The sequence below is a fragment of the Pseudoalteromonas sp. 1181_04 genome (genome assembly GCF_052850545.1).
The window spans coordinates 1-12,106 of the sequence record NZ_VXCS01000017.1; the positions used below are offsets into that span (position 1 = coordinate 1).

Annotated in this window: 9 protein-coding genes and 1 pseudogene; 5 read left to right on the plus strand and 5 right to left on the minus strand. The window is 41.3% G+C overall.

From position 1 onward, the window contains the following. A pseudogene (locus tag FW757_RS14890) lies at positions 1-218 on the plus strand (ribbon-helix-helix domain-containing protein); the annotation flags it as partial. Between the two features lie 7 nt (positions 219-225). Further along, complete coding sequence (gene dld, locus FW757_RS14895) at positions 226-1,914, plus strand: D-lactate dehydrogenase (RefSeq protein WP_446441375.1); 1,689 nt, start codon at positions 226-228, stop codon at positions 1,912-1,914. Between the two features lie 54 nt (positions 1,915-1,968). Here dld and FW757_RS14900 read toward each other — a convergent pair whose 3' ends face one another. Together FW757_RS14900 and FW757_RS14905 are read right to left on the minus strand one after the other, a co-directional pair. Next, entirely contained in the window at positions 1,969-4,890 is a 2,922-nt protein-coding gene (locus FW757_RS14900) for a TonB-dependent receptor (protein ID WP_446441376.1), read from the minus strand. Positions 4,891-5,052: 162 nt separating this feature from the next. Further along, a complete protein-coding gene (locus FW757_RS14905) occupies positions 5,053-6,168 on the minus strand; it encodes an FAD-dependent monooxygenase (RefSeq protein WP_182719074.1) in 1,116 nt (371 codons plus the stop codon). Between the two features lie 103 nt (positions 6,169-6,271). Here FW757_RS14905 and FW757_RS14910 point away from each other — a divergent pair, with 103 nt between their 5' ends. From FW757_RS14910 to FW757_RS14920, 3 genes are all read left to right on the plus strand, one after another. Then, positions 6,272-7,159 carry a LysR family transcriptional regulator gene (locus tag FW757_RS14910; RefSeq protein WP_182761778.1) on the plus strand — a complete coding sequence of 296 codons (888 nt, stop codon included), beginning with the start codon at positions 6,272-6,274 and terminating at the stop codon, positions 7,157-7,159. A gap of 290 nt (positions 7,160-7,449) precedes the next feature. Then, the gene (locus FW757_RS14915) at positions 7,450-8,679 is read left to right on the plus strand and encodes a hypothetical protein (protein ID WP_446441377.1); all 1,230 of its coding nucleotides are present in this window, start codon (positions 7,450-7,452) and stop codon (positions 8,677-8,679) included. Beyond that, positions 8,676-9,452 carry an alpha-ketoglutarate-dependent dioxygenase AlkB gene (locus tag FW757_RS14920; protein WP_182830849.1) on the plus strand — a complete coding sequence of 259 codons (777 nt, stop codon included), beginning with the start codon at positions 8,676-8,678 and terminating at the stop codon, positions 9,450-9,452. The genes FW757_RS14915 and FW757_RS14920 overlap by 4 nt, the downstream gene beginning before the upstream one ends. A gap of 95 nt (positions 9,453-9,547) precedes the next feature. Here the strand turns inward: FW757_RS14920 and FW757_RS14925 are convergent, their stop codons facing one another. The 3 genes from FW757_RS14925 to FW757_RS14935 all read right to left on the minus strand — a co-directional run bounded on the left by FW757_RS14925 (position 9,548) and on the right by FW757_RS14935 (position 12,105). Continuing rightward, on the minus strand, positions 9,548-9,874 hold the full coding sequence (locus tag FW757_RS14925; RefSeq protein WP_145242070.1) for a cyclic-phosphate processing receiver domain-containing protein: 327 nt from the start codon (positions 9,872-9,874) through the stop codon (positions 9,548-9,550). Between the two features lie 80 nt (positions 9,875-9,954). Then, positions 9,955-11,052, minus strand: a complete 1,098-nt coding sequence (locus FW757_RS14930; protein WP_182798060.1) for a cell division protein FtsZ — start codon at positions 11,050-11,052, stop codon at positions 9,955-9,957. 78 nt (positions 11,053-11,130) lie between these two features. Beyond that, entirely contained in the window at positions 11,131-12,105 is a 975-nt protein-coding gene (locus tag FW757_RS14935; protein WP_446441378.1) for a helix-turn-helix transcriptional regulator, read from the minus strand. Between the last annotated feature and the right edge of the window lies 1 nt (position 12,106).

The following is a 12,106-nucleotide window of genomic DNA, read 5'->3' on the forward strand; positions in this document are numbered from 1 at the left end:
CTCTTGATGCTGATCACGACATTGGTAATTTCACTTCATTTTTACGTGTCTGTTGTTCGCGTTATTTATCGCTGGTGGCCGATGGCAACTTAACCCGCGAAGATGCGATACCTTTAAATGATATCGACGCGACACAAGTTTTAGAACAAGAAAAATTGCGTACCAGTGTGCGCAAAAGCCAGTATATAGATACATCGTTAAAGTCTTCACTTAACTAGAGTTTTCATGTCACAATCCTCCTTAGTTCGATCTTTTAAAAAGATTGTTGGCGCACGTTATGTATTAACGAGCGATCGTGCAACTGCTCCTTACCGTAAAGGCTTTAGAGAAGGTCACGGTCCGGCACTAGCAGTAGTAAAACCGGCAACACTATTACAACAATGGCATATTTTACAAGCCTGTGTAAGTGCAAAGGTCATCGTTATTATGCAAGCCGCAAATACCGGTTTAACGGGCGGCTCAACACCGACACAAGGTTGCGATCGCAATACGGTGATCATCAACACCTCGCGCCTTAACGACATTCAAGTATTAGCTGAGCAACAACAAATTGTCGCGTTCCCTGGGGCGAGTTTGTTCTCATTAGAAAAAGCCCTCGCCCCATACGGCCGAGTACCACATTCAGTTATTGGCTCATCATGTATTGGCGCATCGATTGTCGGTGGGGTATGTAATAACTCAGGTGGCGCTTTAGTTGAGCGAGGCCCAGCATATACTGAACTTGCCTTATACGCCCAAGTAAATAGCAATGGTAGCCTCAGTTTAATTAATAATTTAGATATTGAACTTGGCGATACACCAGAGCAAATACTCACTAATTTACAAAATAAAAAATACCGCACCCAAGATGTTAAAACGACAGCTAAGAAAGCATCCGATCGCGAATATGCCGATTGGGTTCGTAAAACAGATGATGATACCCCGGCACGATTTAATGCCGATCCTCGGCGTTTACATCAAGCCAGCGGCTGTGCGGGAAAACTAGCTGTATTTGCCGTACGAGTAGATACCTTCGCAAAAAATCAACAAGAACTGACGTTTTACCTCGGTACTAATTCCTCCACTGCGTTGCAAGCGGTACGAAAAACGTTATTAGAGCAAGCCACCAGCTTGCCTGTTTACGCCGAATATTTACACCGTGATATTTTTGAGCTTGCTGATAATTATGGTCGAGATACAGTATTATTAATTAAACATCTTGGCACCAATTGGTTGCCTACTTTTTTTAATATTAAGCGCCAGCTCGATTCCGTCTGTCAAAAACTGCCTTTTATATCCAAAAATGCTATTGATAAACTAGTTTATTGCTTCGCAAAACTGTTCCCAAGTCAAACACCCAATAAGCTCAAGCAATGGAATAGTCAATATCAACATCAGCTCATTTTGACAGTTAAAGGCGAGGCGCATCAACAAACTCTTGCATTGCTTGAACACGTTCAAAAAGACTACCAAATTGATTTTTTTCAGTGTAGTGAGCAAGAAGCTAAATCGGCATACTTACTACGTTTTGCTGCCGCAGGTGCTGCTGTGCAATATGCCAAAATAAATCATCAAGAAGTCGAAGATATTCTCGCGCTGGATATCGCTTTAAAACGTAACGACAACGAATGGTTCGAAAAATTACCGCCAAGCATCTGCAATAAATTAGTAGGGAAACTGTATTACGGGCACTTTTTATGTCACGTATTTCACCAAGATTACTTAGTGCGTAAAGGTGAAGACGGCAAAGCAATTAAAGCAGCCTTACTTGAGTTATTAGAGCAACGCGGCGCGCAATACCCCGCAGAGCATAATGTAGGACATCATTATGATGCAAAACCAGCCCTTGCTGATAACTATCGCAATTTAGATCCAACCAATAGCTTTAATACGGGCATTGGCGGCATGTCTAAAAAGCGCGATTATGCTAAGTAAGCTAGTAAGCTAGTAAGCTAGTAAGCGCGATTATACATCGCGCTGTTAGCACACTTAAAAGCTGTAATTAATCCCAGCATAATAACGGCGGCCTGAATAACTAGTATTAAGTAGCCGCGCATCGGTATCTTTACCCAAACGTGTTACCGACTCCGATTGCGTTAAGTTAATTACCGCTGCGGTAAAGCTTAAGTTATCGGTAACGTTATATGCTGCATTTACATCTACTTGCTGGTATGGATCTTGGTAGACATTTAAACCACTGTTAATACCGAGCACCGTTTCACCTCGTTTATTGTACGAAGCGCGAATGTTAAAACTATCCCCTTCATAATAAACGGAGGTGTTATATTGATAGTCAGCACTGCCTATTAATGGCGACTCTGCTAACTTTTCACCTGCAACTGTTACATCGGCCTGATTGGTGTTGTTATACGTGTAGTTTGCGTAAATACCAAAGCCACTATCAAAGGCGTGTTGAATAAACACTTCCACCCCTTTTGATACCGCATCAGTACCATTACCTACTGTGCTATACGGGGAAATACTAATAGTACCAGCATCAACAAGACCTGCTTGCCCTGCAAATTCACGCTGTGAATCAATCACCAGTGGCACGATAAAGTTATCGACCTGTTTATGAAATAACGCAACACCTAATGCAGAGCCTGGCGCGTAGTAATACTCAAGAGATAAATCGGCTTGTACTGACTCAAACGCTTTTAAATTTTTATTACCACCACTACCACTAAAACCGGGTTGTTCATTAAAAGCGGCGCGATCATCTGCCCATTCGTCCGACACATAAGTAATACGCTGTTGACTACCCAAATCGCCGTAATCGGGGCGCGACATCACTTTAGCAAGCGCACCACGGATCACCACATCATCACTGGCATCCCACGCAATATTTAAACTCGGCAATACGTGGGTGTCTGCTGTTTGCTGCGTGATCAACTGGTATTGCTCAACTAAACGATCATCACCGGTGATTTGCTCGCCCGTTTCGTCATCGGTTTCATCCAATAAAAAGGTATAGAGATCGGTTGAAGCACTGCTAGTCTTGGTTTGTACAACGCGCACACCAAAATTACCGCGTATATCTCTGTACTCAAAATCACCTTGTAAATAAAACGCACTGATCTGCTCGGCAATATCATAGACAAAGTTATCTTCAATTCGAGTATACGGCACATAGTTACTGTAAATATAATCGCGATATTTATGCCAATTAATAGTTGGCATTAAATTGATATTAAAGCCACCAGCAATATTGCTTTCACCTTCCACATTAAACACATCTTGTGCCTGTGGCATACCATTATTCCATTGATAGCTATCAAATTGCGTGATACCCCCTGCGCTTGCCTCGCCTGCGGCAATATCAAAACTTGGATCAAGGAAAAAGTTGTTGCCCGTTTCGCGATGCAGTGATGCATCACGGTATTTTGCACCAGTGCGAATGGTGGTCAATATGCCCCAATCAACATAAAAATCAACGTCGCCTTGGTAGTACTTTTCTGCTAAGGTGCTACGTACAAAACTTGAGTTCGATGAGCCTGCATCACGACCTCCGCCAACACCTGCGAGTAAGTTATTGAGTGTATTTGGGTCTATCAGCATCGAAATACGGTCATCACTGATTGACCAAGCGGCACTTTGCGAGGCGTTCTCAATATTACTTTGCCCCTCACCCGCGTTTGAGCTTTTATACGCTGCTTGCCAACTTTCTTTTGGCCCGCCTTTAGCTTTAGTTTTACCAACGACAAAGCGTGCTGTAAAGTTGTCGCCTTCGTAGCTTAAGTTAAAATCAAAAGTATCAGAGGTTGACTCTTCATCCAAATAACTGCCGCGCAACCACGGCAATTGCATATCTTTTTCAACGCCACTGGCCATGGCACTGTAGTCCATGCCATTGACAATTGTGCCACTTTCATCAAGTGTAATACCGGTTAAAAAGTCAGGATTTAACGCCCATTCCGGCATATCAACGACCGAGTCGCTGCGTTGTTGCTTTAAACTAAAACCAAAGTAATTAAAACCTAGTTCAATGCGATTAGTTGGTCGCCACTGAGTCGAAAACTGCACGCCTTCACGTTCACGTTTTTCATTCACAACAGAGCTGCGCACCACCTGCGGAAACCACATATTCTCATAACGTTGCCCGTTGGCATCAGTCACCGCGCCCCAGTCATTACTGTTATTAACCTCGTTACCATTTATATCAACAGCTTGCTGACCTGTGTAACGCCAAACATTGGCATCTGTGCCACCAGAGAGCGTACGGTTGGTGCGCTCTTGACGGGTATAGCCAAGTAAAAAACCAAAGCTATCGCTATCGTTTTTCCATGAATACAAACCAGTAAACTGAGGTTCATAATCTTCCGTTACATCTGCATAAGTACTTTCAACATTAAAAACGCCCGAATTAGCATCCATATCCAATGGTTTGCGGCTATGCATTAACACTGTACCACCGACGCCACCTTCATCTAGTCGCGCTTCAGGTGATTTGAATACTTCAACGCTTGCGATCATCGCTGATGGGAGTAAAGCATAATCAAATGAACGAGATGGCTCTCCTGGTGACGAGGCAATAAAATTACCATTTAACTGCGTGTAAGTAAGATCAGACGATAAACCACGAATACTCACCGTTGATCCTTCACCGCCTTCACGTTCAATCACTACACCCGGCACACGGGCTAATGAATCAGCCACGTTTTTATCCGGGAATTTACCAATGTCTTCAGCGGTAATGGCATCAACCACAGAACTTGATAAACGCTTCACCGCTAAGTTTTCAGCCATGCTAGAGCGAATACCTCGCACCTCAATCACTTCCATATCTTTTTCTGTTTGAGTGCCTGTTAATTGCTCGGCAGCCGCCGCATTCATAGCACTAAAAACCGATAAACTAATAACTGAAAAACGCAGCGATGCTGCTAAAGGCGAGTAACACGTTGAGGTTGACATTGAATGTACGAGTCCATTACTGGTTAACAATTGTAAAGGCGGCAATTGTACACAGCCAGACTTAATGGATTGTTAACCACAACTTACAAGTAACTGAATAAGCGAGCAAATAACCACCTCATAAATAGCCTTGCTCGCACCTAAATAACAGAGCTCGATAGGTTAATTACTCAAGCCTTGCATCCATAACGTTACTAACTGCTGAGCAGAGATACCTAGCGCTGGTGTCTCATTGGTATCAGCTGCTGTAGTGAAAATTTTCTGCGCGACTTGCCGACCAACAAGTTGAGAGGCTGAGGTTTTATCTATGCGTTGTTGATAAAAAGCCGTTAAGGCGTGCTCTAAATCATCATACTTTTCTAACACCCGTACAAGATGCCAAGCATCTTCTAGCGCCTGACATGCCCCCTGCCCTGAAGTAGGTAAAGGAGCATGAGCCGCATCCCCCATAATCAGTACATTACCTTGATGCCAATATGGCAAACGGTCAATATCGTGCACAAATATTCGTTTGAGTGAGTTTTCATCATAAGACTTAAGCACCTGCTGTACTGCATCTGGCCAAGTTAAAAAGCGTTGGTGCATTTCTTCATACCAAGCAGATAGCGGCCGCGCTTTATCAATATTTGTACTCCACCCGGCAGCCCAATAACAAAGGTCTGCTTTAACAGGCACAATACCAAAGCGCTCGCCACGGCCGCGAAAATCATGGATCACATTATCTAAAGTGCCCGGTTTTAACTGGCTAATAGCAATAATATTAATAAACCCCTGATACTGAGGAGTGATTTTTTCAGCATATAAAAATTGCCTTACCACCGAGTTCATCCGCCCATCAGCGCCCACAACTAAATCAAAATCTTGTTTTAGTTGAGCAATCTCTGATACGGTTATTGCGCTGTTAAAATGTATGTTTACCCCTAAATCAGCTAATGTGCGGCCCAACACACTCATAAGATCACGGCGCAATATACTGATACTAGAAAAACCACTGAGTGTATTTACTTTTGCAATATCAAATTCACTTTGCACCGTGCCATGCTGATCACACTGACGCATAAACAAAGGCATACCGCCCAGCGCTTGGATCTGTTTATCCAAGCCCATTTGCTGTAACACAAACATTGCATTCGGCCATAACGTTACCCCGGCACCAATAGAGGAAATCTCACTATCGCGCTCAAATATGTTCACCTGATAACCTTTTCGTGCTGCAAGAATGGCCAGCGCTATCCCCCCGATGCCCGCACCCACAATGGCAATTCGCTTGCTGTTCATATTCTTTACCTCAATAATTAACTGAATAACCATTATCACAAAGTCATTTTTTAAGATAAATTAGTAATAATTGCGTTATTAATCCCATATTTTGAGTTAATTAATGATTGATAAAATCGAACTTCAGTGGTTACTCAGCTTTCAGTGCGTATATGAACAACTGAGCTTTAAACTCGCAGCCGAACAACTGCAATTGCCTACATCTAATGTTAGCCGCCATGTCGCGTTATTAGAGAAGCAACTTAATTTAAGATTATTACAACGTACCACCCGAAAAATGATTGCAACGGCTGCAGGTAAACAACTTTATCAATCTATCACCCCACTGATACAAGCAATGAATGACTCACTAGAAGAGGTGTCTGTGTATGGTGATTCTCTTGCCGGGCACCTTAAAATCATCATGCCTGATCTGCCTTTTTTAGCCGAAATAAGCGCAGAGTTTTGCTCTGTGCATCCACAAATACAACTAAGTTGCGATACGCAATTAAATCCAACCGAAGGCTTGTTAGAGGGATTTGATTTGGTGCTACGCTTTGGCCGTGGACCATTGGACGATTCAGGTTGGGTTGCTAAAGAACTGCTGCGCTGGCCCAGTTGCATTGTTGGCGCGCCACAACTGATCAACAATGCGCCACCGCCTCGCTCGCTAGATGAGTTAAGTAAAGTTCCTTGTATTACTAGCTTATCAGTACTGCAAGGTATGCCTTGGCGTTTTAAACAGCAACAAGCAGTGCAAGTAAAATCTAATTTTAAAGTAAACAGTGGCAACATGGCCAAAGCCGCTGCACTAAAAGGGCTCGGCTATGCCATTTTACCCATTCATGCATGCCAAGAAGATATAGACAACGGCTCATTGATCAATATTAAACTCGACCATGAACCAGAAGATCTGGTGTTATACGCATTTTATGCAGGCAGAAAATACCCGCTAGAAAAGGTAAAAGTATTTTTAGAATTCTTAAAGTCTAACTGCATTGAGCTTACCTAAGATATCAATGCAGTTGGAATTAGATACACAAGTAAGCTAGAAGAAGGAAAGTATAAGCCCTCATATACAAGGTATCCCTCGATATGACACAATCGCCGGTGTAATGAGCCAAAAACACCTTAAAGTCATGCTTTTCCCTGTGATTAGAGGTATTAATAACCGCTCGTGATAATGTTTAAATATATTCTATAAAAGTTTTATTCATCAACTTGTAAATATTATAAAAGTAACCATACATCAATACTATAATGATTTAATAATTCATCAGCCGCTAGTAACAAAGGATGTATATGCACGCCGAAAATTCACTTTCTAACAGTAAAAATATACTCATTAATCTTACTGATAAAAATAGTAGCGATGCTAATTTAAATTACCTATTAACACACTTTTGTGGCACAACAATAACCTTCGCAGCTGATATTACCTGCGTTAATGATCCGCAAAGAATATATGTTATTGGCGATCTTGCAAAACTTGATAGCTGTTTTAATGAGCATGTTGAGCTGTTAGTTATTAAAGAATTTTCTCTTAATATTGAGCCTATAAGTAATGCGACACTAACAACCATTAGCCATGGGCAAGTGCCATTAAATATTCACGGTGCGGGGGTTTATTATCGTAAACTGTTTAGTGATGAATGTGACTATTTTTCAAAAATAAAAGCCGAGCATGACTTTCAACAATTAACAGAGTCTAACAAACCATCAACCGCGCTGCGTAAAGGCATATACATCAGCAAAGTAACGCAAACTAACGCTAAAGACGAGCAACTGCATTTTCATTTACTACGCTGCTCTAGCAATTTAACCGGGGCTACCGACAACCTGCGTGAAACCGACCATCACGTTGTTAATTTGGTAAATGAGGCAGCTAAATATGACTTTACACAGCCTACCGACCTTAATCATGTATTGGCGCAGATTTATGAAAATAAAGCTAAAGATGAAAATAACCCAAAAGATGTTAAAGCAAAAATAAAAGCCCACTCAGATAAAACCAAAGATATGCCAAAAGCGGGGCTAATTGCTTTTTGTACATTTTACGAAAACAGTAAATTTGCTGAGCTAACACCATCAAAAACCGACACATTCGATTGGTGTTATAAAAAATCAAGCGCCCTAACTCGCTTGATTTTTAAACTTAAGCCTTCAGTTACTGATGAATCATTAGTAAAAGAATTTACCGTGACTTTATACCCTAACTCGGTGTTTATTATTCCGCTGTCAACTAATCGCTTATATACCCATGAAATACGCCCTTCGGTATTAAACATAGATAAAATTCCTATTAGAATGGGCTATGTAATACGCTGCTCTAATTTAGAAGCGGTTTATACAAACGATAAAACCTTCATAAAAGAAAATGATGAACTCATTGAAATGAAAAATATCAATGACGAAAACATGCTTGATTTAAGAGATGCTTACTACAAAGAAAACAAATACCAAAGCCACGTTGATTACGGCACAGTGCATTTTAGTATGAACTCTGGCGATTATAAAAAGCCGATATTATGACCTTCCCGTTTTATAAAATAACCCTCCCTTGTGATGAGCACTTATTTGCTCATTTACAAGCGCATACCCAATTAGAAAATATAACGAAAGGTCGGCTAGGTAACACGCTGATTAAAAAAACCAGTGCGGGTATTCCCCTTGTTAGAACCACCAGCCAATATCAAAATCCAGCTCAAGCGTTTTTAACCTGCCACCAGCAAATTGTTGAGCATATAAATAAAGCGCTTAAACAACATGCATTACCAGAGACTGACTTTAACAATGCGTTGGTCGAAGTGTATGATGCCAGCTACAGCACCATGAAATATCACAGTGATCAGTGCTTAGACATTAAAAAACCTTCATGTATTGCGCTATTTTCGTGTTACGAAAAACCCGATTTATTAACTGATAAGCATATTAGAACTCTGCGCGTTAAACATAAAAATAGTGACGAGCAATTTGATATACCGCTCACACATAACAGTGTGGTGTTATTTTCAACCGATACCAATGAGCAGTATCATCATAAAATTATATTGCAAAAAACACCCAGTTTTAAAAAGGGTGAAATAGATAATAAATGGTTTGGCCTAACATTTAGAGAGTCAAAAACCTTTATCAAATTTAAAAACGGCCAACCCTATTTAAACAACGGCCAGCGGCTTACTTTCGCAACAGAATCTGAACAAAAACAATACTATAAGCTCAGAGGAGAAGAAAACAAAAGCCTTGAGTTTAACTATCCACCAATCAATTACACATTAAGTGCTGCCGATTTACTTGAGCCTTAAATATATTATTGAAAGTCGGTATGTCACTGGCTGCACTTACACCTGCGCCAGTGATATATAATATCGTCATAAATAATCCTGTTTAATTGTAAGATTTACGACTCGTTATAGCAGCGTTTAGAGCCCTGTTGATTTCTAGCCAGTAAGTTAATTTGTGTAATTGCGCGCTCCATTTTTATGCGTGCTGAGCTATTAGCTGAATGAACGGTTATTGCTGGTGGTACAAAGCCATCAATAAACACTGCCCGCTCAATCCAAAGTAAAACATCATAGCCAGTGCCTTTAGTATCATTTCCTAAATCATGATCAAGGCTGAGCTGCTTTACTTTACCGGTCTTCAAAAGTTTAATCACTTCATCGGGCCAATAGGCTCGTAACCAACCGGCTGGAGTTTCCCTCTCATCATCTAAATATACGTTCATAGATTTATACCACTTAAAAAAATATTCAGACTCTGAAAACAACAGCTAACAACCCTTTAAGTACAAATAGTGAATAACCGTTATTTCCCGGAGGGCGGCGGGGCTTGATTACGAATAAATGCGGGTATATCAAAAATATCTGAAGCTTGAGGTTTATAGATTACAGCATCTGGCTTTTTTAGTTCACTATTAGGCGCTTTATCATTAGGTTCAACAAGCATCTTCGCGCTTGCGCCCGTTGCTATGATCAACAGTTCGTAATTAGTTGCTAAGCTCTCAATTTTAGACACACCACAGATCACTAACGCATTAGGGCTAACTTGCTGGCGAACCGTGTCGGTGATGAGATTATAACTACCCAGTGAAATCTCATCTTTACAGTTTACTTGCACAATAACGCCGGTACTTGATGACATATCAACTTGGTTAACCAGCGGATTATTAAGCGCCCCATCAAGCGCGTTTGAAAGTTCATCTTCAAGATCGCACTTGCCTACACCTAATACGGCATCGCCTTGGCAATCCATAATTTTAGCAAAGTCGTTTAAATCAACGTTAATCAAACCTTGATAACACAGCATATCGATTAACGATTTTATTAATGAATGCAATATTTGGTTGCTGTGTTTAAAGGCATCAAACAAGCCAACATCATTACCTAACACTTCAATAAGTTGATCATTAGGTAACGTGATCACCGCATTAGCATACTCTTTTAAGGTATTCAGCCCTGCTTGCGCTATGTTGCTTCTAAACTGCCCTTCACTGCTAAAAGGCAATGTCGCTACAAATATCACTGGCTTATTTTGCTCACGCGCAAGCTGCGCTATAAATGGGCTTGCGCCAGTGCCGGTGCCACCACCAAGCCCTGTTGCACACAATAAAATATCGCAGCTATTTATTAATACTAACAGTTGCTCTTTACTCTCTTGAGCAGCCTGTAGGCCAACCTCAGGATCGGCCCCAGCGCCATAACCATGAGTGAGCTCAGCTCCTATAAGCACTGCTTCATCACTTTGTGTATGCTCAAGCACCACTTTGTCGGTATTAACGCTGTACAAGTGCGCCTGATCAGACTCTCGCTGCTCATAAATACTATTTAACGTATTACAGCCGCAGCCACCAATACCAAATACACCAATAGATAAACCATCTTGCTGCTCAATTAATTGAAACATAACCACTCCTTTCATCTTTAAAAGAAGCATAGCAAACAGGTGCGTCAAGAATTGACGCACCCAGACTAGCTAAGGTCATTAGAGGTAGTTTGTAGTAGCAGCTTTAAGCTTAGAAATAATTCTTTGCCGCAGCTTTTCAGGTTTAATAACCTCAAGCCAATGAGCACATTTAAGCAACTCATCAGTTAACTGCTCTGTATCAATGGTTTGGTAGGTGAGTAATACGTTTTTATCGTCAATATGTTGCTTGTCAATCAGCTCGCCAAGTTCAATAAAACCTTGATTAACCGCCGAATGGCTGGGCACTTTAACAATTAACTCAATAGCTGATTGCTTCATGCCTTTATTAATAGCACTGCGTAACGATTTTAATTGCTCAGCAGTTGGCCCACGTCGTGTTTTTTGTAGTACCTGTACATTACGAATACGGTAAACCGGCATTTGGTAGCATTTATCGTGAAGTTGCCCCACCATAAACTGCACCATTAAAACACCGCCTTGCTCAACTAAGTTGTAAAAACTCAACTCAGCAAACTTCAACCAATGTGCTTCATCGTAAAGTACCCTATAAAGTTCAGCGCTCACTGCACGCTTATGCTTAATCGCATGCTCAATTTGTGCCACTAACTGAGCATCAATATTCACTTTTAACGAAGGCTTAGGAAGGGTTGCAAGCCAGTCAGGTACATGCCCATTAAAACGTTTAAGCGCCTGCTCTGCTTTAATATGCACTGACTGCTTAACATCACTCGGGACAGATTGCGGTAGTAACTGCTCTAGCAACAAATAGTGTTCAGCCATTTCGCTACTCATTACTTTTGCGTTACCACCTCGCCACTGTGCATTGATAGACCAACCATACGGTTTACTCCTCGTGTCTTTTTCAAGCCCAAAACAACCTTGTTCGTAAAGTGATTGGAGGTCTCGCTGGAGCATGCGGGTTGAAAGGTCAAAGCCACGTTCAATTAATTGCTGTTGTAATTGTTGTGTCGAGATAAAGCTTGGCCCCATTGGCACAAGCTCGAGAATAAATAAATGACGATGTGAATTCATT

Coding starts and splice junctions, on each gene's coding strand:
- dld (WP_446441375.1), top strand. CDS start 226: ATGTCACAATCCTCCTTAGTTCGATCTTTTAAAAAGATTGTTGGCGCA.
- FW757_RS14900 (WP_446441376.1), bottom strand. CDS start 4,890: ATGTCAACCTCAACGTGTTACTCGCCTTTAGCAGCATCGCTGCGTTTT.
- FW757_RS14905 (WP_182719074.1), bottom strand. CDS start 6,168: ATGAACAGCAAGCGAATTGCCATTGTGGGTGCGGGCATCGGGGGGATA.
- FW757_RS14910 (WP_182761778.1), top strand. CDS start 6,272: ATGATTGATAAAATCGAACTTCAGTGGTTACTCAGCTTTCAGTGCGTA.
- FW757_RS14915 (WP_446441377.1), top strand. CDS start 7,450: ATGCACGCCGAAAATTCACTTTCTAACAGTAAAAATATACTCATTAAT.
- FW757_RS14920 (WP_182830849.1), top strand. CDS start 8,676: ATGACCTTCCCGTTTTATAAAATAACCCTCCCTTGTGATGAGCACTTA.
- FW757_RS14925 (WP_145242070.1), bottom strand. CDS start 9,874: ATGAACGTATATTTAGATGATGAGAGGGAAACTCCAGCCGGTTGGTTA.
- FW757_RS14930 (WP_182798060.1), bottom strand. CDS start 11,052: ATGTTTCAATTAATTGAGCAGCAAGATGGTTTATCTATTGGTGTATTT.
- FW757_RS14935 (WP_446441378.1), bottom strand. CDS start 12,105: ATGAATTCACATCGTCATTTATTTATTCTCGAGCTTGTGCCAATGGGG.